This is a genomic window from Achromobacter sp. ACM02 (genome assembly GCF_014851605.1).
GTDB lineage: Bacteria > Pseudomonadota > Gammaproteobacteria > Burkholderiales > Burkholderiaceae_B > Achromobacter > Achromobacter aegrifaciens.
The window spans coordinates 101,603-125,284 of record NZ_JACUZY010000009.1 but is presented as its reverse complement, the minus strand read 5'-3'; the positions used below and the strand labels follow the sequence as shown (position 1 = coordinate 125,284).

Here is a 23,682-nt window from a genome sequence, read left to right as displayed (position 1 = left end):
CCCCAAAGCCGCAATGGACCCGCTACTGCCTGAACCCGAGCCGCTCGTCTCGCTGATCGAGGCGCTGCGGCGCCTGCCCGGCGTGGGCGTGCGTTCTGCCCGGCGCATGGCCTATCACCTGCTGCAGCATGACCCGCAAGGCGCGGACATGCTGGGGCAGGCGTTGGCGGGCGCGGTGCGGGACCTGAAGCATTGCGCCCGCTGCAACAGTTTCTCGGAAGAGGAAGTCTGCGGCACCTGCATCAATCCCAAGCGCGATCCCTCGCTGCTGTGCATCGTCGAGACGCCGGCCGATCAGAACATGATCGAGTCCAGCCACGGCTATCGCGGCCTGTATTACGTGCTGATGGGCCGCGTCGCGCCGCTCGAAGGGATCGGTCCGCGCGAGCTGGATTTCGAGCGGGTGATCAAGCGCGCGACCGACGGTGTGGTGCAGGAGGTCATCCTGGCCACCAACTTCACCGCCGAAGGCGAAACCACCGCCCACTTCCTGGGCGAAGCGCTGGGCGAGCGCGGCCTGCGGGTCACGCGGCTGGCGCGCGGCGTGCCTGCCGGCAGCGAGCTGGAATACGTCGACGCCGGGACCATCGCCTGGGCCCTGATGGAGCGCAAGACCACCTGATTCCGCAGTACCAGAACGCCTTGCCGGCAACGTATCGGCAACGGCAAAAACCGTGAGGAAGACAAGCCATGTCAGCGCTGACCGGACTGAAGGTCCTGGAACTCGGCACGCTCATTGCCGGCCCGTTCGCCGCGCGCATCTTCGGCGAATTCGGCGCCGATGTCATCAAGGTGGAAACGCCCCACGGGCCTGACGGCACGGGCGGCGGCGACCCCATCCGCAGCTGGCGCCATCTGCACGAGGGCAATTCCCTTTGGTGGACGGTGCAGGCCCGCAACAAGCAATCCATCGCACTCAACCTGAAAGATCCACGCGCGCGGGAGATCGCCCGCAAGCTGGCGCTGGACGCCGACGTGGTGGTCGAGAACTACCGGCCGGGCGTGCTGGAGAAGTGGGGGCTGGGCTACGAGCAGCTGCGCGCCATCAACCCCGCGCTCATCATGGTGCGCCTGTCCGGCTATGGGCAGACGGGGCCCATGAAGGACCAGCCGGGCTTTGGCGCCATCGGCGAATCCATGGGCGGGCTGCGCTACGTGTCGGGCCATCCCGACCGGCCGCCCCTGCGAGTGGGCATCTCCATCGGCGATTCCATCGCCGCCTTGCACGGCGTGATCGGCGCGATGATGGCGCTGCGGCACCGCGACGCCACCGGCGGACGCTGGAACGGCAAGCAGGGCGCGGAGTGCCAGGCAGGGCAGGGCCAGATGGTGGACGTGGCGCTGTACGAGGCCGTGTTCAACATGATGGAAAGCCTGGTGCCCGAGTACGACGTGGCCGGCGTGGTGCGCGAGCGCACCGGCGGCGCGCTGCCCGGCATCGTGCCTTCGAATACCTACACCACCCGTGATGGCCAGAACATCGTCATCGCCGGCAACGGCGACGCGATCTTCCACCGGCTGATGCGCGCCATCGGCCGTGACGATCTGGCCACGGATCCGGGGCTGGTGCGCAACGACGGCCGCGCCAAGCGCGTGGACGAGATCGACGGCGCCATCCAGCAGTGGTGCGGCGTGCGCGGCATCGAAGAGGCGCTGGGCGCGCTGAAGGGCGCCGACGTGCCGGTGGGCAAGATCTACAGCGTGGCCGACATGTTCAGCGATCCGCAGTTCCTGGCGCGCCGCATGATAGAGCAGCACCGCTTCCCTGACGGCACGCCGGTCAAGCTGCCGGCCGTCGTGCCCAAGCTGTCGGAGACGCCCGGCGAGACGCGCTGGGTGGGGCCCGTATTAGGGGAACATACCGAGGAAGTCCTGAAATCGCTGGGGTATGATTCAGCGGCTATAGAAGAGCTGGCAAAGACCGGCGCTATCGGTCTGCCCGACAACTAGGAGACAAGCACATGTCAGTCACTCGCCGTGATCTGCTCAAGATGGCCGGCGCCGCCGGCGTCATGGGCATGGCGCCCGCCATCGTGCGCGCGCAGAAGCTGGAGAAGACCAAGGTCCAGATCGCAGTCGGCGGCAAGCCGCTGATCTACTATCTCCCCCTGTCCATCGCGGAAGCCCGCGGCTACTTCAAGGACGAAGGGCTGGACGTCAGCATCGCCGACTTCGCGGGTGGCTCCAAGGCCTTGCAGGCCGTGGTGGGAGGCAGCGCCGACATCGTGTCGGGCGCGTTCGAACACACTTTGTCCATGCAATCCAAGGGCCAGGCCTACCGCGCCTTCGTGCTGCAGGGCCGCGCGCCGATGATAGGCGTGGGCGTGTCCAAGAAGAACCTGCCCAACTACAAGAGCGCCGCCGACCTGAAGGGCAAGAAGATCGGCGTGACCGCGCCGGGCTCGTCCACCAACATGGTGGTCAGCTTCTTCCTCGCCAAGCACGGCCTGAAGGCCTCGGATGTGTCCATCATCGGCGTGGGCGCCGGCGCCGGCGCAGTGACCGCGCTGCGCAGCGGCCAGATCGACGCCATCTCCAACACCGACCCCGTGGTGTCGATGCTGGAAATGCCGGGCGACATCCAGATCATCGTCGATACGCGCACGCTCAAGGACACCAAGGAAATCTTCGGCGGCAACATGCCGGCGGGCTGCCTGTACGCCCCGCAGGCCTTCCTTGACGCCAATCCCAACACCACCCAGGCCCTGGCCAACGCGCTGGTGCGCGCCGACAAGTGGATCCAGAAGGCCGGCGCCGACGAAATCGCCAAGGTCGTGCCGGAAACCTATCTGCTGGGCGATCCGGCCGTCTACAAGGCCGCCATCGCCAAGAGCCTGGAAGGCCTGTCGCCGGACGGCCTGATCCCCGAGGATGGCGCCGCCACTGCGCTCAAGGCGCTGGCTGCCTACCAGGCGGATTTCGACGGCTCCAAGATCGACCCGTCCAAGGTCTGGACCAACGACTACGCGCGCCGCGCCAACGAGAAGTACCCCAATGGCTGAAGCCGCGCTGTCGCTGGAAAACATCAGCTGCACCTTTGTCTCCCGCGACGACCGCTCGCAGCGCTACACCGCCGTCAGCGACACGACCCTGGCCATCGCGCCAGGGGAGTTCGTGTCGGTGGTGGGTCCGACCGGATGCGGCAAGTCCACCCTGCTCAACGTCAGCGCCGGCTTGCTGGCGCCGTCCTCGGGCAGCGTGAAGGTGTTCGGACAGCCCCTGTCCGGCATCAATGAGCGGGCCGGCTACATGTTCCAGGGCGAGGCCCTGCTGCCCTGGCGCAGCGCGCTGGACAACGTGGTGGCGGGCCTGGACTTTGCCGGCGTGCCTCGGCAACAGGCGCTGGAGCGCGGCCGCGAATGGATGCGCCGCGTGGGCCTGGGCGGCTTCGAGGGCCGTTATCCGCATCAGATGTCGGGCGGCATGCGCAAGCGCACGATGCTGGCGCAGACGCTGATCCGCGATCCCGACATCATCCTGATGGACGAGCCGTTCTCGGCGCTGGACATCCAGACGCGCCAGCTCATGGAGAACGAGGTCCTGGACCTGTGGATGGCCAAGCGCAAGGCCGTGCTCTTCATCACGCACGACCTGGACGAGGCCATCGCCATGAGCGATCGCGTGGTGGTGCTGTCGGCAGGGCCCGGCACGCACCCCATCGGCGAATTCGCCATCGACCTGCCGCGTCCGCGCGACGTGGCCGAAGTGCGCACGCATCCGCGCTTCGTGGAGCTGCACTCCGCCATCTGGGGCGTGCTGCGCGAAGAAGTTCTTAAGGGCTACGCCCAACAGAAGCGAGCCTAGGCCATGTCCAAGCTGATCAAACCCGGTTCGGCCAGCCTGCGCTTCTGGCAGTTGCTGCTGCTCGTCATCATTCTTCTCGTTTGGCATTTCGCGTCGCGCGATCCCAAGGTGGCCTTCTTTTTCGGCGAGCCGCTGAAAGTGTGGGGCCGCATCTGGGCCTGGTTCGTGACCAACGCGGACATCTATACCCACCTGGGCGTGACGCTGACCGAAACCGTGCTGGCGTTTTTCATCGGCACCATCGCCGGCCTGGCCTTTGGCCTGTGGCTGGGTCTGTCGCCCGGCGCAAGCGCGATCCTCGATCCCTACATCAAGGCCGCCAACTCGATGCCGCGCGTCATCCTGGCGCCCATCTTCGGCATGTGGTTCGGCCTGGGCATCTGGTCCAAGGTGGCGCTGGCCGTGACGCTGGTGTTCTTCATCGTGTTCTTCAATGTCTACCAGGGCGTGCGCGAAGTCAGCCCCACCTTGCTGGACAACGCCAGGATGCTGGGCGCGCGCCGCCGCCAGCTGTTGCGGCACGTTTACCTGCCGTCTGCCACCAGCTGGGTGTTTTCCAGCCTGCATACCTCCGTGGGCCTGGCCTTCGTGGGCGCGGTGGTGGGCGAGTATCTGGGCTCGGCCAGCGGCGTGGGCTACCTGATCCTGCAGGCCGAAGGCACTTTCGACGTCAACACCGTGTTCGCGGGCATCATCGTGCTCACGGCTTTTGCGCTGGTGCTGGACGCCATCGTCGGCATGGGCGAAAAGCGGCTGATGAAATGGCAGCCCAGGTCCGGCGAAACCGAAAAGATCTGACCGGAGTTTCCCATGGCCCGTCTACCCTACGCCGACCTGACCCATCCCGAAGCCAAGCCTCTGGTCGACCGCATCGTCGCCGAACGCGGCAGCGTCCTGCACCTGTACCAGATGCTGCTGCACAGCCCCGCGGTGGCCGGCGGCTGGCTCAATTACCTGACCTCGATCCGCCAGCTCAGCACCTTGCCTGGCGATCTGCGCGAGCTGGTCATCATGCGCGTGGCGGCCATCAACGGCGCGCCCTACGAGGCCGACCAGCATGCGCCGATCGCGCTGAAGGAAGGCGTTTCGCAAGCGCAGCTGGACGCGCTCAATGATTGGGAAGCGTCAGACCTGTTCGATGAACGCGAAAGGGCGGTGCTGGCCTACACCGATGCCATGACGCGACATGTGCAGGTGCCGGAACCGGTGTTCCAGGCGGCGAAGGCGGCGATGGGCTCCGAAAAGCTCATCGTGGAGCTGACCGCGACGGTGGCGGCCTACAACATGGTGTCGCGCTTCCTGGAAGCGCTGCAGGTGCATTCACACGATCACCGCTGACGTACGCGCGCGGCCGCAAGGGCCGCGCGCATGCTTGCGGATGTGGCAGCGGAAAGTCGCGCTCAGGCGCGCTGCGCCTCGATCAACGCATCCAGCTTGACCGCGTCCGCCACGAACAGGCGGATGCCTTCCGACAGTTTTTCGCTGGCCATCGCATCCTCGTTGAGCAGGGTGCGGAAGGTGACCTCGTCCGCGCCGATGGGGGCAATGTTGGCGGGCACGTCGTCGGCGCGCAATTGCGCGGGCGCGTCGCCCTCGGTGCCGGCCAGCTTGGTCAGCAGCTCGGGGCTGATGGTCAGCAGGTCGCAGCCCGACAGCGCCAGGATCTGGCCCACGTTGCGGAAGCTCGCACCCATGATTTCCGTGGGGATGTCGAAGTGCTTGTAGTACTGGTAGATCCGCGTGACGGACAGCACGCCGGGATCGCGCGCCCCGGCATTGTCGGCCTCGACCCAGTTGGCGCCGGCGGACTTCTTGTGCCAGTCGTAGATGCGGCCGACGAAGGGCGAGATCAGCTGCACGCGGGCATCGGCGCAGGCCACGGCCTGCGGCAGCGAGAACAGCAGGGTCAGGTTGCAGCGCACGCCTTCCGATTGCAGGGCGCGGGCCGCCTGGATGCCTTCCCAGGTCGAGGCGATCTTGATCAGCACGCGCTCGCGCGGCACGCCAGCGGCTTCGTACAGGGCGATCAGGCTGCGGGCGCGTTCGATGGTGGCGCGGGTGTCGAAGGACAGGCGGGCGTCGACTTCAGTCGACACGCGGCCGGGCACGATGTCCAGGATGGCGCGGCCAAAGGCCACCAGCAGGCGATCCATGAGTTCGGCAGTGGGCGCGCCGCGGTGTTCGCGCGCGGTCTTTTCCAGCAGGGGACGGTAGGCGTCCTGCTGGACGGCCTTAAGAATTAGGGACGGGTTTGTGGTGGCGTCGGTGGGACGCAACGCCTTCATCGCTTCGAAATCCCCCGTGTCGGCGACGACGGTGGTGTGGTTGCGCAGGGCGTCAAGTTGGCTGGGCATGGACGGTACGGCTCGCTGCAGGCTAGGGTTGAAGGTGTCCTAGCGTATCACCGAGGCCGCAGGCGCGCTGCCGGCCGGACGGCGGAGGGGGACGGCGGGACGCGGAAAAACAGGCCAAAACCCCGTTTCCGGCCTTATTTGGCGCGGTTCCCCGAGAAAAACGGCCGCTCAAGGTATAATCCGAAGGTTTGATTATCGATTCTAAAACCGGGGTTTACTGTGCTGCCGCAACTCTTTCCCGAGGGGATCAACCGCTTCCCTCCTGCAATTCTGGCTCTGGCGGACGGTACCATTTTTCGAGGCGTGTCGATCGGTGCGCCTGGGCATACCGTTGCCGAAGTGGTGTTCAACACCGCGATGACCGGGTACCAGGAAATTCTCACCGATCCCAGCTATAGCGGCCAGATCGTCACGCTGACCTATCCGCACATCGGCAATACCGGCGTCAACGCCGAAGACGTGGAAGCCAAGCGCGTCTTTGCCGCCGGCCTGGTGGTCCGCGACTGTCCCGCCCGCGTGTCGAACTTCCGTTCCACGCAATCGTTGCCTGAGTACCTCTCCGAGCAAGGCGTCGTCGCCATTTCCGGCATCGACACCCGCAAGCTCACCCGCATCCTGCGTGAAAAGGGCGCCCAGGGCGCCTGCATCTTCGTCGGCACCGACGCCGAGCGCGCCGTCGAGCTGGCCCGCGGTTTTGCCGGCATGGCCGGCCAGGACCTGGCCAAGGTGGTGTCGCTCAAGGATCGCGCCGAATGGACCGAAGGCACCTGGCAACTGGGCGAGGGCTTCTCCAAGCCCGACCAGTCCAAGTTCCACGTCGTGGCCTACGACTTCGGCATCAAGACCAACATCCTGCGCCTGCTGGCCGACCGCGGCTGCCGCCTGACGGTGGTGCCGGCCCAGACCAGCGCCGAGGAAGTCTTGAAGCTCAATCCCGACGGCGTGTTCCTGTCCAACGGCCCTGGCGACCCCGAGCCCTGCGACTACGCGATCGAAGCCACGCGCGCCTTCCTGGACAAGAAGCTGCCGGTGTTCGGCATCTGCCTGGGCCACCAGATCATGGGCCTGGCGCTGGGCGGCAAGACGCTCAAGATGAAGACCGGCCACCACGGCGCCAACCACCCCGTGCAGGACCTCCAGTCCAAGCGCGTGTTCATCACCAGCCAGAACCACGGTTTCGCTGTCGACGCGGCAAGCCTGCCGGCCAACGCGCGCGTGACGCACGTCTCGCTGTTCGACGGCACGCTGCAGGGCTTCGAGCTCACCGACCGCCCGGCCTTCTGCTTCCAGGGTCACCCCGAAGCCAGCCCGGGTCCGCACGACATCCTTGAACTGTTCGACAAGTTCATCGCCCTGATGTCCGGCCAAAAGTAAAGATTGCATCATGCCCAAGCGTACAGACCTAAAAAGCATACTCATCATCGGCGCCGGCCCCATCATCATCGGGCAGGCCTGCGAATTCGACTATTCCGGCGCACAGGCGTGCAAGGCGCTCAAGGCAGAGGGCTACCGCACCATCCTGGTGAACAGCAACCCGGCCACGATCATGACGGATCCGGAAACGGCCGACGTCACCTACATCGAGCCCATCACCTGGCAAGCCGTCGAAAAGATCATCGAGCGTGAAAAGCCCGATGCGCTGCTGCCCACCATGGGCGGCCAGACCGCGCTGAACTGCGCCCTGGACCTGGCCCACCACGGCGTGCTGAAGAAGCACAACGTCGAGCTGATCGGCGCCAACGAGCACGCCATCGAAAAGGCCGAAGACCGCCAGAAGTTCAAGCAGGCCATGACCGACATCGGCCTGGAATCGGCCAAGTCGGGCGTCGCCCACAGCATGGACGAAGCCTGGGAAGTGCAGCGCCGCATCGCGGCCGAAGTCGGCACCTCCGGTTTCCCCGCCGTGATCCGCCCCAGCTTCACCATGGGCGGTTCGGGCGGCGGCATCGCCTACAACGCCGAAGAATTCGAAACCATCTGCCGCCGCGGCCTGGAAGCTTCGCCCACCAGCGAACTGCTGATCGAAGAGTCGCTGCTGGGCTGGAAGGAATTCGAGATGGAAGTGGTCCGCGACAAGGCGGACAACTGCATCATTGTCTGCTCCATCGAAAACCTGGACCCGATGGGCGTGCACACGGGCGACTCCATCACCGTGGCGCCGGCTCAGACGCTGACCGACAAGGAATACCAGATCATGCGTAACGCATCGATCGCGGTGTTGCGCGAGATCGGCGTGGATACGGGCGGCTCGAACGTGCAGTTCGCCGTCAATCCCAAGAACGGCCGCATGATCGTCATCGAGATGAACCCGCGCGTGTCGCGTTCGTCGGCGCTGGCGTCCAAGGCTACCGGCTTCCCCATCGCCAAGGTCGCCGCGCGCCTGGCCGTGGGCTACACGCTGGACGAGCTCAAGAACGAAATCACCGGCGGCGCCACGCCCGCCTCGTTCGAGCCCTCGATCGACTACGTGGTCACCAAGGTGCCGCGTTTCGCCTTCGAAAAATTCCCCACTGCCGACGCGCGCCTGACCACCCAGATGAAGTCAGTGGGTGAAGTCATGGCCATTGGCCGCACCTTCCAGGAATCCTTCCAGAAGGCGCTGCGCGGCCTGGAAGTGGGCGTGGACGGCCTGAACCAGAAGACCACCGACCGCGAAAAGCTGCAGGTCGAACTGGGCGAACCCGGTCCGGAACGCATCTGGTACGTGGGCGATGCCTTCGCGCAGGGTTTCACGCTGGACGAAGTGCACAACATCACGCACATCGATCCGTGGTTCCTGTCGCAGATCAAGGAAATCGTCGACATCGAGCTGGCGCTGGAACAGAAGACGCTGGCTGACCTGGACTACGCCACGCTGTGGGAACTCAAGCGCCGCGGTTTCTCCGACCGCCGCCTGGCCTTCCTGCTGGATTCCTCGGAATCCGAAGTGCGCAAGCTGCGCCACCAGCTGAACGTGCGTCCGGTCTACAAGCGCGTCGACACCTGCGCCGCCGAATTCGCCACCCGCACGGCCTACATGTACTCGACCTACGAGGAAGAGTGCGAAGCCGCGCCCACCGACCGCAAGAAGATCGTGGTGCTGGGCGGCGGTCCGAACCGCATCGGCCAGGGCATTGAGTTCGATTATTGCTGCGTGCACGCCGCGCTGGCGCTGCGCGATGACGGGTACGAGACCATCATGGTCAACTGCAACCCGGAAACCGTGTCCACCGACTACGACACCTCGGATCGCCTGTACTTCGAGCCGCTGACGCTCGAAGACGTGCTCGAAATCGTCCACAAGGAAAACCCGGTCGGCATGATCGTCCAGTACGGCGGCCAGACCCCGCTGAAGCTGGCGCGCGCCCTGGAAGCCAACGGCGTGCCCATCATCGGCACCAGCCCTGAATCCATCGACGTGGCCGAAGACCGCGAGCGCTTCCAGAAGCTGCTCAACAAGCTCGGCCTGCGCCAGCCGCCCAACCGCACTGCGCGCACCGAAGGCGAGGCCCTGGCCCACGCCGCCGAAATCGGCTATCCCCTGGTCGTGCGTCCCAGCTATGTGCTGGGCGGCCGCGCCATGGAAATCGTGCACGAGCAGCAGGACCTCGAGCGCTACATGCGCGAGGCCGTGAAGGTCAGCAATGACTCGCCGGTGCTGCTGGACCGCTTCCTGAACAACGCCACCGAAGTGGACGTGGACTGCCTGGCCGACGGCGAAACCGTCTTCATCGGCGGCGTCATGGAACACATCGAGCAGGCCGGCGTGCACTCGGGCGACTCGGCTTGCAGCCTGCCCCCGTACTCGCTGTCGGCGGAAGTCATCGCCGAGATCAAGCGCCAGACCACGATGATGGCCAAGGCATTGAACGTCAGCGGCCTGATGAACGTGCAGTTCGCGATCCAGGGCGGCGACGTCTACGTGCTGGAAGTGAACCCGCGCGCTTCGCGCACGGTGCCCTACGTTTCCAAGGCCACCGGCCTGCAATTGGCCAAGATCGCCGCGCGCGCCATGGCCGGCCAGACCCTGGCTGCGCAAGGCATCACCAAGGAAGTCGTGCCGCCTTACTTCTCGGTCAAGGAAGCCGTGTTCCCGTTCGTGAAGTTCCCGGGCGTGGACACCATCCTGGGTCCGGAAATGAAGTCGACCGGCGAAGTGATGGGCGTGGGCACGAGCTTCGGCGAAGCCTTCGTCAAGTCGCAGCTGGCCGCGGGTGTGCGCCTGCCGGAATCCGGCACGGTGTTCATCAGCGTCAAGAACCAGGACAAGCCCCTGGCGGTGGAAGTGGCGCGCGGCCTGCACGCGCTCGGCTTCAAGCTGGTCGCCACGCGTGGCACGGCTGCCGAGATCGAAGCCGCCGGCATTCCGGTTCAACTGGTGAACAAGGTCACCGAAGGCCGTCCGCACATCGTCGACATGGTGAAGAACGGCGAGATCTCGCTGGTCATCAACACCGTCGAAGAGCGCCGTAACGCCATCGCTGATTCGCGCACCATCCGCACCCAGGCGCTGGCCGCCCGCGTGACCTTCTTCACGACCATCGCCGGCGCCCGCGCCGCGGTCGAAGGCATGCAATACCTGCGCCAAGGCCTGGGCCTGCAGGTGTATCCGCTGCAGGAGCTGCACGCTTCCTTGCAAGGCTAAGCCGGCAAGCGACACAATAGGGCACGCGAAAGCGTGCCCTATTTTTTTGCAACGCGATTCCGCAACGCTACGACAGGCATCAGGCACACATGGAAAGAGTCTTCATCACCGGCGCCAGCAGCGGCCTGGGACGCGCCTTGGCGCAGCAATACGCGTCTACGGGCGCCACGCTGGGCCTGCTGGGCCGGCGCGAGGACGCGCTGCGCGAACTGGCCGACAGCCTGCCCGGCGAGCACCGCTGCTATGCAGTGGACGTGCGCGACCGCCAGGCGCTGCATGCCGCGGCACAGGATTTCATTGCCTTTTGCCAGGGCCGGGTGGACGTGGTCATCGCCAGCGCCGGCATCAGCGCCGGCACCCTGACCGAGCATGGCGAGGACTACGACGTCTTCAAGGCCATCGTCGACACCAATCTGCTGGCCACCGTGGCAACCTTCGAACCCTTCATCGCGTCCATGCGCCAGGCCGGGTCGGGCAGGCTGGTGGGCATCGCCAGCGTGGCAGGGGTGCGGGGGCTGCCGGGCGCGGGCGCCTACAGCGCGTCCAAGTCGGCGGTGGTGACCTATTGCGAAAGCCTGCGGCTGGAGCTGGCCGCCGAAGGCATAGACGTGGTGACGATCGCGCCCGGCTACATCAAGACGGCGATGACGGCCCACAACCCGTATTCCATGCCTTTCCTGATGGAAGCAGACGCCTTCGCCCGCCGCGCGCGCAGCGCGATCGGGCGGGGCGCGTCCTATGTGGTGATTCCGTGGCAGATGGGCATCGTGGCCAAGCTGATGCGCTTGTTGCCCAATGCCGTCTACGACAGGCTGGCACGCAACGCGCCGCGCAAGCCGCGCCGCGCGCGCTAAGCGTTCACGGCACCACGTCGTTGCCGACTTCGTCGGTCACGTGGCCCACGTCGCCCCAGTCCAGCACCTGCCATTTACGGCCCTGCACGCCGACGCGGTTGATGCTGACGTTCAGCAGCGAGGCGTCGCGCGGCCCGTTCAACGGCACGCCCGAGGCATGGCGCCAGATGATGTCCAGCACGCCGCCGTGCGTGAACATCAGGATGCGTTCGTCGTCGTGGCGGCTGGCGATGTCGTCCACGGTGGAAATGACGCGGGACTGGAATTGGCCCAGCGTTTCGCCGCCGTCCAGCGGACGCAGCGGGTCGCGGCTCTTCCAGGCGGCAGCGGCTTCGGGGGCCAGCACATCGATGCGTTCATGGTCCAGGCCTTCCAGCACGCCGAAGCCGCGCTCGCGGATGCCCGGCTCCACGCGCACGCGCAGGCCCAGCTGTTCGGACACGGGCACGGCGGTGGCGTGGGCGCGCTGCAGGTCGCTGCTGTAAATGGCGTGGATGGGCGTGTGGCGGGCCTCTTCGCGCATGCGCGCGGCCAGCAGGCTGGCCTGGTTGACGCCGAATTCGTTCAGGGGGATGTCTTGCCAGCCTTGCAGGCGGCGCTGGCGGTTCCAGTCGGTTTCGCCGTGGCGGATGAACCAGATTTCAGTCATTACGGTCTTGATGCGGATTTAGAGCTGGCCGGACGCGATGGGCGCGCGCGGTTTCCAGATGGTTTGAATGATCGAGCTTAACGCGACCAGCGCGGGCTCGCTAGCGCGCTCATAGGGCAGGATGAATCCCAGCATGGCGTCCACGCGCGCCTGGCCCCAGACGATGAAGTCGTTCGAGGCCGCGCCGGCCAGCGCGGCTTCCTCGCGCAGCAGGGCGCAGCCGGCGCCCGCGCGCACCAGCGCGTCCAGGTTGGCCTGGTCGTCATTCTGCATCACGATGCGCGGCGACAGGCCATGGCGTTCGAACATGTCGCGCAAAAGCAGGTGCGTATGGCTGCCGGCGGGGCCGTCCAGCCAGGGCAATTGCGCCACCTCGCGCCAGCCGCCGCGCTTGAGCACGGCGGCGTGCTCCTTGGGCATGGCGATGCGGTAGCGCACGCTGCGCAGGGGCTGCCAAAGCACGCCGCGCGGCGGATTCGCGGCGATGATCAGCGCCGCCGGCAGGCGGCCGGTGCTGACCTGTTCCGCCAACGCGGCGGCAGGCAGGGTCTGGGTCTTCAGCTCGACCAGCGGCAGGCGCTGGGTGACGGCCGAGGCCAGTTCGCCCAGGCGCAGGAAATCCGGCTTTTCGCTGGGCACGCCCAGCTCGACCGCGCCATGCAGGCTGCCTTGCAGCTGCTGGGCTTCGGATTTGAACTGCGCGCCCAGCACCAGCAGCGATTCGGCGGTGGGCAGCAGCACCTCGCCGGCCTTGGCCAAGGCCAGCCTGCCGCCGCTGCGGTCGAACAAGGCCACGCCCAGGCTTTGTTCCAGCGCCTTGATCTGCGCGGTCACGGCGGGTTGGGTCAGCGACAGCGCCTCGGCCGCCTTCGTCAGGTTGCCCAGCCGGGCGACGGTGACGAAGGCGCGGATCTGATAGATTTCCATGGCCCCGAGTTTAGGCCGCCAGGAGCCGCACTTGGGTAGGTTCGAGACCGATGGAAACCGGAGCGCCGATGGGGAAGGGCGACAGCCCGGCCAGATGCGATTGGTCCGCCGTCAGCCGCTGCTCGCCGATCTGCACCTGATAGCGGGTGAACTCGCCCAGGAATTCGCTGCTTTCCACGATGCCCGGCAGCCACACATAGCGCGCGTCGCCCAGCCCGTCCGCCATTTCGATCTGTACCGTGTGCGGGCGGAAGCTGGCCGCCAGCCGGGTAGCGGCGGGCGCTTCGCCCGTGAGCGGCAGGTGCAGGTCGCCCACGCCTTCCACCGCCAGCACCACGCTGCCGCTGGTGCGTTCGCGCACGTCGCCTTCCAGCACGTTCATCGTGCCCACGAAGTTGGCGACGAAACGGTTCACCGGATAGTCGAACAAGGTGCTGGGCGCGCCGATCTGCTGGACCACGCCATGGTCCAGCACCGCCATGCGGTCGGCGGTGGTCATGGCCTCTTCCTGGTCGTGGGTGACGAAGATGGTGGTGATGCCAAGCCGGCGCTGCAGGCTGAGCAGGTCCTGGCGCATCTGCACACGCAGCTTCTTGTCCAGGTTGGACAGAGGCTCGTCCAGCAGCAGCACCTGCGGCTCGATCACGATGGTGCGCGCCAGGGCCACGCGCTGCTGCTGCCCGCCGGAAAGCTGGTTGGGGCGGCGCTTGCCATACTGGGACAGGCCGACGAGGTCCAGCGCGGCCTCCACCTTGGCATGGATCTCGGCGCGCGGCAGCTTGCGTTCGACCAGGCCGAAGGCCACGTTGTCCCAGACCGTCATGTGCGGCCACAGCGCATAGTTCTGGAACACCATGCCGATGTTGCGGTTCCAGGGCGGCGTGCCGCTGATGTCCTTGCCGTCCACCAGCAACTGCCCGGCGCTGTGCCGGTTGAAGCCGGCGATCAGCCGCAGCAGCGTGGACTTGCCCGACCCCGAGGGGCCCAGCAGCGCGAAGAACTCGCCGGGTTCGATGCTGATGTTGACGTCCTTGAGCACTTCCGTCTTGCCATAGGACAGCCGGATGTTGCGGCATTCGACGCTGACTTTCTTCATGCGGATTCCCCTTCATTGCGAGCCGGCCGCTGGCGCGACTGGGCGCGCTCCACCAGCAGGTGCGAGACATACGTGCCGATGGCCACCGCGGCCACCGCCAGGACGCCGAGCGCGGCGCCGGGACCCCGCCCCGCTGCGCTCTGCATGTACAGATAGATGCCGTAGCTCATGGGCGCCTGGCTATCCTTGGTCACCAGCATGATGGTGGCCGACAGTTCCACGGCCGCCGTCACGAAGCTGGTCACGAAGCCCGCCAGCATGCCGCCCGCCATGAGCGGCACCACCACGCGCCGTATGGTGCTCATGCGCGTCGCGCCCAGCGATTGCGCCGCCTCTTCCAGCGAGATGTTGATCTGCTGCAGCGAGGCCACGCAGGAACGCAGGGCGTAGGGCAGCCGGCGCACCGAGTACGCGATCATGATGATGATCCACGACGAGGTCAGCAACGTGCCCGTGCCGGGCAGCTCTATGCCGCGGAAGGTGCGCAGAAAGCCGATGGCCAGCACGATGCCTGGAATCGCCAGCGCCGCGGAAGCCAGGAAGTCCAGCCACTGGCGCGCCGGCAAGCGGGTGCGCAGCATCAGGTAGGCAATGGCAGTCCCCAGGATCACGTCCACGCCGGCGGCCAGGCCGCAATAGAGCAGGGTGTTGGCGATCATGCCTTGCGACTCGGAGAACACCGCGGCGTAATGCGCCAGCGTGTAGCCGTCAGGTAGCGGCGCAAAGCTCCAGACGCTGGCCAGCGACAGCAGCAATACGCCCATGTGCGGCGACAGCACCAGCAGCAGCACCAGGATGATCCAGCCATAGGCCAGCACGCTCTCCATCGGGCGCAGTTTGCGCTTCTGGATGGAGCCGCCGCCCTTCTGCAGGGTGGAGTAATCGCGGCCCTTGAGGACCCGTGCCGACAGCCCCAACGCCAGGATCGAGAAGCCCACCATGATCACGCTGATCACATAGCCCAACGGGTCCTCCAGGCCCACCTGCGTGATGCGCAGATAGGCTTGCGGCGCCAGCATGTTGGTGGTGCCCAGCACCAGCGGCGTGCCCAGGTCGTCGAACACCTTGACGAACACCAGCGAGGCGCCAGCCACGTAGCCGGGCAGGGCCAGCGGGAAGATCACGCGGCGGAACAGGCGAAAGCCCCGCGAACCCAGGTTGAAGGCCGCTTCTTCCATGGCGCCGTCGATGTTGCGCAGCGCCACCACCAGGTTCATCAGGATGAAGGGAAAGTAGTGCAGCGCTTCCACGAAGATGACGCCGTTCAGGCCTTCCATGAACGGAATGGTGAAGCCGAACCAGTCATTGAGCAGCAGGTTCACGCTGCCCGAGCGGCCGAAGATCAGCTGCATCGCGACCGCGCCCACGAAGGGCGGCATGATCAGCGGCAGCACGCCCAGCGTCTGGATCAGCAGCGCGCCGCGGAAATCGAAGCGCACCGTGAAGTACGCCAGCGGCACGGCGATCAGGGACGCCAGCAGCGCCGACCAGCCCGCCACGTACAGGCTGTTGAAGAAGGCTTCCTTCATCAGCGGCTGGTTGAAGAAGGCGCCGAAGTGGCCCATGGTGAAGCTGCCGTCGGCGTTCACGAAGGCGCTGTAGAACACCGTGCCCACCGGCACGGCAAGGAACAGCAGCAGAAAACCGAACACCAGTAGCGCCGTCAGCAGGGGGCCGACGGGCAGGCGCGAGTGGCCCGAAGAATTCATCGAGATTCCCGAAATCGTTGCCAGGGGAAAACCGCGGCAGCGGACGGGACCGGCCCGTCCACTGCGCGTCCTGCGGGTGTGGCGGCCTAGAGCGCGGCGGCCTGCTTGGCGAGCTTCACGGCTTCTTCGTAGTTCGCCTTGGAACGGCCGTTCCATTCGCCTTCCAGCTGAGTGATCTGCTGGTTCACGGCGGCGTCCTTCTTGTTGCCGGCGAAGATCGCCAGGAAGGCCGGGTCGGCGGCCTTCTTTCCGTCGATCAGCGGCGCCCAGGTCAGCTTGCGGGCCTGCGCCAGCAGTTCGGCAGCCTTGCCGCTCTTGGCCTTGTCGCCCAGCTTGGCTTCGGCGTCGTAGATGGCCTTGGTGGCGGCCTGCAGTTCCTTCAGGCGGAACGTGACCGTCTGGTCATACAGTGACTGCACCACGTAATAGCGCGACTGCGACAGGTCGGCGTTGAATTGCACCTTGCTGCGCTTGGCGATTTCAGCGGGGTCGGGGTAGCCCTGGGGAATCTTGCCGGCCAGCGCCGTGTAGGGCAGCACTGGCAGGCGCGAGATCTTGGGCTCCAGCAGCAATTCCTGCCCGGCCTGGCTGAGGGTGAAGGCGATGAACTTCTTGCCTTCCTCAGAGTTCTTCGCGCCGGCGATCAGCGCGATGTTGGCCGGCACGATGGCGGTTTCGGAGGGGTAGACGAATTCGACCGGGAACTTGGAATACTTGCTGGACAGGCCGAAGAAGTCGATCACCGGGCCGGCGCCGAACTGGCCGTTGTTCACGCCGTCGGGTACGCCGAACGAACGCTCGGTCACGGCGCTGCTGTTGCCCGACATGCGCAGCAAGGTGCTCCAACCTTCGTCCCAGCCTTCGCCCTGGAGGATCGTTTCCACCGTCAGGTGCATGGTGCCCGAGCGCGACGGCGAGGTGATCCCGACATGGCCGAACCACTGCGGCGACAGCAGGTCCTTCCATTCCACCGGCGCAGGGATCTTGTGCGCCGCGATGTAGCGGGTGTTGTAGATGATGCCGTAGCCGGCCAGGGCCTGGCCCAAATACATGCCGCCCGGATCGTTGATGGGATAGTTGCCGATCTTGTCAGGCACCTGCTTGTTGGCGACGTCGGTGGAACTTGCCAGCAGCTTGTCGCGGCCCAGCACTTCGAAGGCGTCGGGCGCGCTGGCCCAGAACACCTCGGGGCGCTGGCCGGCGGGCGTTTCGCGCACATAGGCGATGCCCGATACCGTGTTCTTGTTCAGGACTTCCAGCGTGATGCCGGGATTGGCCTTTTCGAAGGCCGTCTTGTAGGCCTGGGTGAGGTCTTTGGGGAACGACGTGATCACCGTGACGGTGCCTGCCAGGGCAGGGGCCGCGCAAACGGCCAGCACCGCACCTGCAAGGGCTGTGCGCATTGCATGCATGGTTTGTCTCCGTAGTTTTAGATTTGTCCGGAGACAGTACTGGCCGGCCTGGGCAGCGTCCAATCACAAATTTTGATGCGCGCCATCAATGCGGGCGCCCCGGCCGGGCGGGGCGCCGAGCCTTGCCCGCTAGGCCGTGGCGGATATGCCGCCTTGCATGGCCCGGGCCTGCTTGTCCATCACTGCGGTGATCTGCTGCTGGATCTGCATCGCCTGGGCGTTGAGCGCCATCAGTTGCTGGGCCTTCATTTCGGCCGGCATGCTGCTGGCCTTGACCTTGGCGATCTGGTCCATCACGCGCTTGAGCTGCTTCTGCAGTTCCTTGATCTGGCGTGTGTAGGCGTCGTCGTTGCTGGAGTCTTCGGTTTCCTTGGCTTCCTGCACGTTGCCCATTTTCAGGCCGCCTGGGTTGTTGACGCGGATCTTGCCGTCCGCGGACACCGTGCTCGCTTCCGCGTCCGAGGCGCTCTTGGCTTCCTTGTTGGCCTGGATCTTCTGGGCCCAGAGGTCGGCCAGGCTGTTGATTTGGGAACTGCCGCTGATGGGATCGATCGCCATGATTGCTCCTGCCGCCTATGAGGATTTCGGGGTTTTCACTAGTACGGCATTCTGACGGTGAACTTAAGCATTGCCCCCTGTTTGCGGCCCCCTTTACACTGGCGCCCGCTCACACCCAACACCTACTTTGGGATATCCATGTCCAATTCCTACTTTCCGCGCTGGCGCCTGGCGGACGACGCCGAGCCCGGCGTCATCATCGCGCCCGACGAAAGGCTGTCCTGGCCCAAGAACGTGGCCATGGGCGCCCAGCACGTGGTTGCCATGTTCGGCTCCACCGTGCTGGCGCCGCTGCTCATGGGCTTTGACCCGAACGTCGCCATCCTGATGTCAGGCATCGGCACGCTGATCTTCTTCCTGTTCGTGGGCGGACGCGTTCCCAGCTACCTGGGTTCCAGCTTCGCCTTCATCGGCGGCGTGATCGCGGTGACCGGCTATGCCGGCGGCGGGGCGAACGCCAATATCGGCGTCGCGCTGGGCGCCATCATCGCCTGCGGCCTGGCCTACACGCTGATCGGCCTGATCGTCTGGTTCGTCAACGCGCGCGCCGGCGGCGGCGCGAACTGGATCGACACCCTGATGCCGCCCGTCGTCACGGGCGCGGTGGTTGCGGTCATTGGCCTGAACCTGGCCCCGATCGCCGCCAAGGGCGCGATGGGCGCATCCGGTTTCGACAGCGTGATGTCCATGGTCACCATCCTCTGCGTGGGCGGCATCGCCGTGTTCACCAGGGGCATGGTGCAGCGCCTGCTGATCCTGGTCGGCATGATCCTGGCCTGCGTGGTGTACGGCATCCTGGCCAACGGCATGGGGCTGGGCAAGCCCATCGACTTTTCGGGCGTGGCCGCCGCGGCCTGGTTCGGCTTGCCGCATTTCGCCGCGCCGGTGTTCAAGGCCGAGGCCATGGGCCTGATCGTGCCTGTCGCCATCATCCTGGTGGCCGAGAACCTGGGCCACGTGAAGGCCGTCAGCGCCATGACCGGACAGGACCTGGACCGCTATCTGGGCCGCGCCTTCGTCGGCGACGGGGTCGCCACCATGGTGTCCGGCGCCGTGGGCGGCACGGGCGTCACCACCTACGCCGAGAACATCGGGGTGATGGCGGTCACGCGCATCTATTCCACCCTGGTGTTCGTGGTCGCCGCCCTGATCGCCATCGTGCTGGGCTTCTCGCCCAAGTTCGGCGCGCTGATCCAGATGATCCCGGGGCCCGTGCTGGGCGGCATGTCGGTGGTGGTGTTCGGCCTGATCGCCATTGCCGGCGCCCGTATCTGGGTGGTCAACCAAGTGGACTTCAGCGACAACCGCAACCTCATCGTGGCTGCGGTCACGCTGGTGCTGGGCGCGGGCGACTTCACGGTCAAGTTGGGTAACTTCACGCTGGGTGGCATCGGCACCGCCACCTTCGGCGCCATCATCCTGTACGCCTTGCTGCGCCGCAGGAAGTAAGCGGCGCGACCACGCGCGGACCCGGCGTCGCGCGCGTGGCCGGCCAGCGCGCCTACGTGCTCGACAGCCTCGTGGCAGAGGCCGTGGCGGTCACGGCCACCGGCACCGCCTCGATCACCTGTCCGGATTGCGTCTTGAATACCGCGGTGGCTTCCGCCAGGCGCCGCGCCTGTTCCTCCATCGCGGCTGCCGCCGCTGACGCTTCCTCGACGAGCGCGGCGTTCTGCTGGGTCACCTCGTCCATTTGCGAAATTGCCAGGCTGACCTGGTCTATGCCGCCGGCTTGCTGCGTCGAAGCGGCCGAGATCTCGGCCATGATCGCCGCCACCCGCTGCACGGAATCCACAATTTCCTGCATGGTCTGCCCGGCTGCGGCGACCTGGGCCGAACCGGCGGCGACCGTGTCCACCGAAGCTTCGATCAGCGTCTTGATCTCCTTGGCGGCCTGCGCCGCGCGCTGGGCCAGGGTGCGGACTTCGCCCGCGACCACGGCAAAGCCCTTGCCCTGTTCGCCGGCGCGCGCGGCTTCCACCGCGGCATTCAGCGCCAGGATGTTGGTCTGGAAGGCGATGCCATCGATCACGGACACGATGTCCGCGATCCGCCGCGAACTGTCCGAGATGCCGTGCATCGTGGCCACCACCTGCTCCACGTTCTGGCCGCCGCGCTGCGCCACGTCCATGCTGACCGCGGCCAACTGATTGGCCTGGGCGGCGTTTTCCGCATTCTGCTTGACGGTCACCGCCAGCTCTTCCATGGTGGATGCGGTTTCTTCGAGCGCCGCGGCCTGTTCTTCGGTACGCACTGACAGGTTGGAGTTGCCGGCAGCGATTTCCGCCGCGCCCACATTGATCTCATCCACGCCCTGGCGCACGGACGTCACCGTGCGGGTGAGGCCCTCCTGCATGCGTTTGAGCGAAGCGAACAGGACGCCGATCTCATTGTTGGAGCGGGTTTCCACGCGGTTCGTCAGGTCGCCGGCCGCGATGCGGTCAAAATGCCTGCCTGCCTCCTGCAGCGGACGCAGCACGGCGCGCCGGATGAAGGTCCAGCACAATGCCGTCAGCAGCAGGGCGGCGGATATCAGCGCGACCGCCGAGATCCGGGCGGTGGAGTAGGTTTGCTCCGAGCTTGCCAGCACGCCGTCGCTGCGCTCCTGGACCCGGGCCAGGAAGGCTTGCATGTCTTTCATGAAGTAGGCGTCTGCCTGGGGCAGCCGCCCCTCGTCCTGGCGGTACTTGGCAGGCGAGCGTGCCTTGAGGTCGGATTCCAGTGTGTCCAGGATGGCGGCGTACTCGGTGAAGCGTCCCTGCAGCGTCTGGGCCAGCTCCTGACCGCGAGGACTCTTGGGGACGGCCATGTAGCGGGCGAAGCGCTCGCGCGCCTGCTTCAGATGGCTGGCGGCTTCGTCGCCGGCCAGCCCGGCCTGGTCCATGCCGCCGGCCTGCATGGCAGCCATGCCCGCGCCGAGCGCCAGTCGCGCGCGCAGCAGGGCGGCGTTGGCCTCGTAGAGCGGGTCGACCTGATGGACCGCGACATTGTTCAGGTCCTTGATTTCGGTCACGCTTTTTTCGGCGTTCATCCAGCTCAAGCCGCAAGCCAGCGCCAGGGCGACGACGAAGCAGCCCAGCACCAACAGCATTCCAGTACGGACTTTCAATTTTTCCAGCATGAGAGCTCCTCGTTCTTGAACGCGATCCGCCGTGCGAAGGAACGGCCCAGGCCGCCCGCCGAGTGGCGGAATGGCGAACGTCGCGCCGGGTGGCTGCGATGCGTCCGCCTCCACTGCAACTACCCGCAAAAACAAGACTCCTGCGCCTGGCACGTGCTTGCGATCAGCAGCCCGGCCAATCGGCAGTGATTTCAATGTATTAAATTGTTATGAATGACACAATTTGTTGTTTTATACTGATTCAGTCCGTTTTTGCTGGCGTTTTTGAGAGGTAAGCCTCGGCTGTTGCAAAAAACTATCGAAGAGTAGTTTTTACGCCACACCTGCGCTGCGGAGCGCGATTGCGGCCTGCCCCATCCGGCTTTCGGGCGGATCAGGAAAAACTGAAAAAAATGACGGGTTTTAGCGGGTTACAGCGGCGAAATGCGGCGAAAACAGCGGTTTCTCCGGCGGCTTGCAATTCCCGTGGACTTTGACCACAATATGACCTTGATTGCCCCGGTTCCGACCCGAGCCGGGGTTTTGTTTTGGTCGTCCGCGCCGCTCGCCAGTTTTTGCTTTTACCCAGCTGCCTGCGCGCGCCAGGATTCCGACCTTCACCGAGAACGCTCCGTCCGGGGCGTTTTCTACTTTTGTTTGGGAAACGACATGTCTGCCATTCCTTTGACCGTGCGCGGGGCCGAGCGCTTGCAAGAAGAGCTCCAGCGGCTGAAAACCGTGGAACGTCCTGCCGTTATCAACGCGATCGCTGAAGCGCGTGCGCAGGGTGATCTGTCGGAAAATGCCGAGTACGACGCTGCTCGCGAGCGCCAAGGCTTTATCGAGGGCCGGATTGCCGAGCTTGAAGGCACGCTTTCCAACGCCCACCTGATCGATCCTACCGCCCTGGATGCCGAAGGCCGCGCCGTGTTTGGCGCCACCGTCGACATCGAGGACCTGGACTCGGGCGATCGTGTGACGTACCAAATCGTCGGCGACGTTGAAGCCGACATCAAGTCGAACCTGATTTCCGTGTCCAGCCCGGTGGCGCGCGCGTTGATCGGCAAAAGCGAAGGCGATGTGGTCGAGGTCAAGGCCCCGGCTGGCGTTCGCGAGTATGAAGTCCTGGGCGTGCGCTACATCTGACGCCAACGTAGTAAGCTGGAAGTTGTCAAAACACCATAGTCCGAACCGTGCGTTCGACTGAATTCCGCGGTTTAATGCGGATCGCTATGGTGGACCGGGCGCGTAAAGCGCCCGTTTTTGTGCCTGCACTTACCTTTTCGTCGACTTGCGGCTGGTGCCGCTGCGTGCTCCGGCCCGCAGGCTGAGCGCGCTGCCGGCGCGGCGGGGAATGCCGTGACCGCTGGCGGTGGTCTTCCTGGTGCCAGGGCGCATGGGCTTGCCGTTCTTGTTGAGCTGGTCCTGGGGCACGAAGCGCGTCTTCGGCTTGGGCTCTTCGGATTCGCTGCGGCGCGGACGCTTGGCCAGGGTCTTGCCTTCGGCGGCCAGCTTCTTGGGCGTGTGCGGCTCAGAGGCGCGGCGCTTGGCAGGGCGTTCGGGTTCCATGGCGGCCAGCGCGGCGGGCTTGATGTTGCCGGCCAGCGGGCGGAACAGGATCAGTGTCTTGCCCAGGTGGTGCACCGGGGCGCAGGAAAGCGTGTCGCAGATGGTCGACAGCATTGCGTCGCGGGCCTCGCGGTCGTCGCCGCCGGCGCGCACCTTGATGAGGCCATGCGAAGTCAGCGCCAGGTCGATTTCCTTGAGCACGGCTTCGGTCAGGCCATTGTCGCCAATCAGGACGACGGGGCGCAAAGGGTGAGCGGCGGACCGAAGGTCGCTGCGCTCACGAGAGGTAAGTTCTAATATAGGCATGCGTGGAATTGTACGGTAATGGCCAAGAATAAATTCTCTAAAGACTGGATTCACCAGCACATCAACGATCCCTATGTGAAGCTGGCGCAACAGAAGGGCTACAGGGCCCGCGCCGCCTTCAAGCTGATCGAGATCCTGGATACCGAGAAGCTGATGCGCCGGGGCGACCTCGTGGTCGACCTGGGTTCGGCGCCCGGCAGCTGGTCCCAAGTGGCGCGCGAGCGCCTGGCGGGGCCGGGCGGGGTCGTGGACGGACGCATCATCGCGCTCGATATCCTGCCCATGGAACCCGTGGCGGGCGTTGAATTCATCCAGGGCGACTTCCGCGAAGATGAAGTTTTGAAACAATTGGAAGACATGGTCGGATCGCGCGCGGTGGACCTTGTTATTTCCGACATGGCCCCCAACTTGTCAGGGGTGGGTATTGCCGACTCCGCGCGCATCCAGCATGTGTGCGAGTTGGCGATGGAATTCTCCTGCGCCCACCTCAAGCCCAACGGGGCGCTGATCGTCAAGGCTTTCCACGGCAGCGGCTTTTCGCAGATCGTGGAATCCTTCAAGCAGCGCTTCAAGCGGGTGGTCGAACGCAAGCCGAAGGCATCGCGGGACAAATCCTCCGAAACCTTTCTGGTTGCGCGCGATCTGAAGTAGCCCGGGTCCGGGGCGCGCCGCCTCGGATTCGAAAAACCTACAGCCTGCCGGGACAACGACCAGAAAATT

General features: G+C 65.5%; 21 protein-coding genes. 12 read left to right on the top strand and 9 right to left on the bottom strand.

Annotation, left to right across the window (positions count from 1 at the left end; genetic code table 11):
• Positions 1-13 precede the first annotated feature (13 nt).
• The 6 genes from recR to IB258_RS25020 all read left to right on the top strand — a co-directional run bounded on the left by recR (position 14) and on the right by IB258_RS25020 (position 5,142).
• Positions 14-622, top strand: coding sequence for a recombination mediator RecR (gene recR / locus IB258_RS25045; RefSeq protein WP_054451387.1), 609 nt, complete (start codon positions 14-16; stop codon positions 620-622).
• 68 nt (positions 623-690) lie between these two features.
• Positions 691-1,950 carry a CaiB/BaiF CoA-transferase family protein gene (locus IB258_RS25040; protein ID WP_192353346.1) on the top strand — a complete coding sequence of 420 codons (1,260 nt, stop codon included), beginning with the start codon at positions 691-693 and terminating at the stop codon, positions 1,948-1,950.
• A gap of 11 nt (positions 1,951-1,961) precedes the next feature.
• Positions 1,962-3,002, top strand: a complete 1,041-nt coding sequence (locus IB258_RS25035) for an ABC transporter substrate-binding protein (protein ID WP_054451384.1) — start codon at positions 1,962-1,964, stop codon at positions 3,000-3,002.
• The gene (locus IB258_RS25030) at positions 2,995-3,804 is read left to right on the top strand and encodes an ABC transporter ATP-binding protein (protein WP_054451383.1); all 810 of its coding nucleotides are present in this window, start codon (positions 2,995-2,997) and stop codon (positions 3,802-3,804) included. Before IB258_RS25035 ends, IB258_RS25030 begins: the two co-directional genes overlap by 8 nt.
• Positions 3,805-3,807: 3 nt before the next feature.
• Positions 3,808-4,602: an ABC transporter permease gene (locus IB258_RS25025; protein ID WP_054451381.1), complete on the top strand. Its 795-nt coding sequence runs from the start codon at positions 3,808-3,810 to the stop codon at positions 4,600-4,602.
• 12 nt (positions 4,603-4,614) lie between these two features.
• A complete protein-coding gene (locus tag IB258_RS25020) occupies positions 4,615-5,142 on the top strand; it encodes a carboxymuconolactone decarboxylase family protein (RefSeq protein ID WP_192353345.1) in 528 nt (175 codons plus the stop codon).
• Between the two features lie 62 nt (positions 5,143-5,204).
• On the opposite strand, the gene tal is transcribed toward IB258_RS25020, so the two are convergent.
• The gene (tal, locus tag IB258_RS25015) at positions 5,205-6,158 is read right to left on the bottom strand and encodes a transaldolase (protein ID WP_192353344.1); all 954 of its coding nucleotides are present in this window, start codon (positions 6,156-6,158) and stop codon (positions 5,205-5,207) included.
• Between the two features lie 219 nt (positions 6,159-6,377).
• Between tal and carA the strand changes: the two genes are divergently transcribed.
• The 3 genes from carA (at position 6,378) to IB258_RS25000 (ending at position 11,636) form a co-directional block, all read left to right on the top strand.
• Positions 6,378-7,532 carry a glutamine-hydrolyzing carbamoyl-phosphate synthase small subunit gene (gene carA, locus IB258_RS25010; protein ID WP_059380170.1) on the top strand — a complete coding sequence of 385 codons (1,155 nt, stop codon included), beginning with the start codon at positions 6,378-6,380 and terminating at the stop codon, positions 7,530-7,532.
• Positions 7,533-7,542: 10 nt separating this feature from the next.
• Entirely contained in the window at positions 7,543-10,782 is a 3,240-nt protein-coding gene (gene carB / locus IB258_RS25005; RefSeq protein WP_054451376.1) for a carbamoyl-phosphate synthase large subunit, read from the top strand.
• A gap of 89 nt (positions 10,783-10,871) precedes the next feature.
• Positions 10,872-11,636 carry an SDR family oxidoreductase gene (locus IB258_RS25000; RefSeq protein WP_054451375.1) on the top strand — a complete coding sequence of 255 codons (765 nt, stop codon included), beginning with the start codon at positions 10,872-10,874 and terminating at the stop codon, positions 11,634-11,636.
• Between the two features lie 4 nt (positions 11,637-11,640).
• Here the strand turns inward: IB258_RS25000 and IB258_RS24995 are convergent, their stop codons facing one another.
• The 6 genes from IB258_RS24995 to IB258_RS24970 all read right to left on the bottom strand — a co-directional run bounded on the left by IB258_RS24995 (position 11,641) and on the right by IB258_RS24970 (position 17,987).
• Positions 11,641-12,285: a histidine phosphatase family protein gene (locus IB258_RS24995; protein WP_013395601.1), complete on the bottom strand. Its 645-nt coding sequence runs from the start codon at positions 12,283-12,285 to the stop codon at positions 11,641-11,643.
• A gap of 18 nt (positions 12,286-12,303) precedes the next feature.
• Entirely contained in the window at positions 12,304-13,212 is a 909-nt protein-coding gene (locus tag IB258_RS24990) for a LysR family transcriptional regulator (protein ID WP_054451373.1), read from the bottom strand.
• 10 nt (positions 13,213-13,222) lie between these two features.
• Positions 13,223-14,308 (bottom strand): ABC transporter ATP-binding protein, encoded by a 1,086-nt coding sequence (locus IB258_RS24985; RefSeq protein ID WP_054451372.1) that lies wholly within the window; start codon positions 14,306-14,308, stop codon positions 13,223-13,225.
• Positions 14,305-16,017 carry an iron ABC transporter permease gene (locus IB258_RS24980; RefSeq protein WP_192353343.1) on the bottom strand — a complete coding sequence of 571 codons (1,713 nt, stop codon included), beginning with the start codon at positions 16,015-16,017 and terminating at the stop codon, positions 14,305-14,307. The genes IB258_RS24985 and IB258_RS24980 overlap by 4 nt, the downstream gene beginning before the upstream one ends.
• A gap of 86 nt (positions 16,018-16,103) precedes the next feature.
• Entirely contained in the window at positions 16,104-17,429 is a 1,326-nt protein-coding gene (locus tag IB258_RS24975) for an ABC transporter substrate-binding protein (protein ID WP_054451370.1), read from the bottom strand.
• 129 nt (positions 17,430-17,558) lie between these two features.
• Positions 17,559-17,987, bottom strand: a complete 429-nt coding sequence (locus IB258_RS24970) for a hypothetical protein (protein WP_192353342.1) — start codon at positions 17,985-17,987, stop codon at positions 17,559-17,561.
• 138 nt (positions 17,988-18,125) lie between these two features.
• Here IB258_RS24970 and IB258_RS24965 point away from each other — a divergent pair, with 138 nt between their 5' ends.
• Positions 18,126-19,436: a solute carrier family 23 protein gene (locus IB258_RS24965; RefSeq protein WP_054451368.1), complete on the top strand. Its 1,311-nt coding sequence runs from the start codon at positions 18,126-18,128 to the stop codon at positions 19,434-19,436.
• 52 nt (positions 19,437-19,488) lie between these two features.
• On the opposite strand, the gene IB258_RS24960 is transcribed toward IB258_RS24965, so the two are convergent.
• The gene (locus IB258_RS24960; RefSeq protein ID WP_192353341.1) at positions 19,489-21,108 is read right to left on the bottom strand and encodes a methyl-accepting chemotaxis protein; all 1,620 of its coding nucleotides are present in this window, start codon (positions 21,106-21,108) and stop codon (positions 19,489-19,491) included.
• A 648-nt stretch (positions 21,109-21,756) separates the two neighbouring features.
• Between IB258_RS24960 and greA the strand changes: the two genes are divergently transcribed.
• Complete coding sequence (gene greA / locus IB258_RS24955; protein ID WP_054451366.1) at positions 21,757-22,233, top strand: transcription elongation factor GreA; 477 nt, start codon at positions 21,757-21,759, stop codon at positions 22,231-22,233.
• 129 nt (positions 22,234-22,362) lie between these two features.
• Here greA and IB258_RS24950 read toward each other — a convergent pair whose 3' ends face one another.
• Positions 22,363-22,962, bottom strand: coding sequence for a YhbY family RNA-binding protein (locus IB258_RS24950; protein WP_054451365.1), 600 nt, complete (start codon positions 22,960-22,962; stop codon positions 22,363-22,365).
• 18 nt (positions 22,963-22,980) lie between these two features.
• Here IB258_RS24950 and IB258_RS24945 point away from each other — a divergent pair, with 18 nt between their 5' ends.
• The gene (locus IB258_RS24945; RefSeq protein WP_054451364.1) at positions 22,981-23,613 is read left to right on the top strand and encodes an RlmE family RNA methyltransferase; all 633 of its coding nucleotides are present in this window, start codon (positions 22,981-22,983) and stop codon (positions 23,611-23,613) included.
• Positions 23,614-23,682: the final 69 nt, after the last annotated feature.

Excerpts from the sequence above, each read along its gene's own strand:
- recR (WP_054451387.1), top strand. The coding sequence starts at position 14 with ATGGACCCGCTACTGCCTGAACCCGAGCCGCTCGTCTCGCTGATCGAG.
- IB258_RS25040 (WP_192353346.1), top strand. The coding sequence starts at position 691 with ATGTCAGCGCTGACCGGACTGAAGGTCCTGGAACTCGGCACGCTCATT.
- IB258_RS25035 (WP_054451384.1), top strand. The coding sequence starts at position 1,962 with ATGTCAGTCACTCGCCGTGATCTGCTCAAGATGGCCGGCGCCGCCGGC.
- IB258_RS25030 (WP_054451383.1), top strand. The coding sequence starts at position 2,995 with ATGGCTGAAGCCGCGCTGTCGCTGGAAAACATCAGCTGCACCTTTGTC.
- IB258_RS25025 (WP_054451381.1), top strand. The coding sequence starts at position 3,808 with ATGTCCAAGCTGATCAAACCCGGTTCGGCCAGCCTGCGCTTCTGGCAG.
- IB258_RS25020 (WP_192353345.1), top strand. The coding sequence starts at position 4,615 with ATGGCCCGTCTACCCTACGCCGACCTGACCCATCCCGAAGCCAAGCCT.
- tal (WP_192353344.1), bottom strand. The coding sequence starts at position 6,158 with ATGCCCAGCCAACTTGACGCCCTGCGCAACCACACCACCGTCGTCGCC.
- carB (WP_054451376.1), top strand. The coding sequence starts at position 7,543 with ATGCCCAAGCGTACAGACCTAAAAAGCATACTCATCATCGGCGCCGGC.
- IB258_RS25000 (WP_054451375.1), top strand. The coding sequence starts at position 10,872 with ATGGAAAGAGTCTTCATCACCGGCGCCAGCAGCGGCCTGGGACGCGCC.
- IB258_RS24995 (WP_013395601.1), bottom strand. The coding sequence starts at position 12,285 with ATGACTGAAATCTGGTTCATCCGCCACGGCGAAACCGACTGGAACCGC.
- IB258_RS24990 (WP_054451373.1), bottom strand. The coding sequence starts at position 13,212 with ATGGAAATCTATCAGATCCGCGCCTTCGTCACCGTCGCCCGGCTGGGC.
- IB258_RS24985 (WP_054451372.1), bottom strand. The coding sequence starts at position 14,308 with ATGAAGAAAGTCAGCGTCGAATGCCGCAACATCCGGCTGTCCTATGGC.
- IB258_RS24980 (WP_192353343.1), bottom strand. The coding sequence starts at position 16,017 with ATGAATTCTTCGGGCCACTCGCGCCTGCCCGTCGGCCCCCTGCTGACG.
- IB258_RS24975 (WP_054451370.1), bottom strand. The coding sequence starts at position 17,429 with ATGCATGCAATGCGCACAGCCCTTGCAGGTGCGGTGCTGGCCGTTTGC.
- IB258_RS24970 (WP_192353342.1), bottom strand. The coding sequence starts at position 17,987 with ATGGCGATCGATCCCATCAGCGGCAGTTCCCAAATCAACAGCCTGGCC.
- IB258_RS24965 (WP_054451368.1), top strand. The coding sequence starts at position 18,126 with ATGTCCAATTCCTACTTTCCGCGCTGGCGCCTGGCGGACGACGCCGAG.
- IB258_RS24960 (WP_192353341.1), bottom strand. The coding sequence starts at position 21,108 with ATGCTGGAAAAATTGAAAGTCCGTACTGGAATGCTGTTGGTGCTGGGC.
- greA (WP_054451366.1), top strand. The coding sequence starts at position 21,757 with ATGTCTGCCATTCCTTTGACCGTGCGCGGGGCCGAGCGCTTGCAAGAA.
- IB258_RS24950 (WP_054451365.1), bottom strand. The coding sequence starts at position 22,962 with ATGCCTATATTAGAACTTACCTCTCGTGAGCGCAGCGACCTTCGGTCC.
- IB258_RS24945 (WP_054451364.1), top strand. The coding sequence starts at position 22,981 with ATGGCCAAGAATAAATTCTCTAAAGACTGGATTCACCAGCACATCAAC.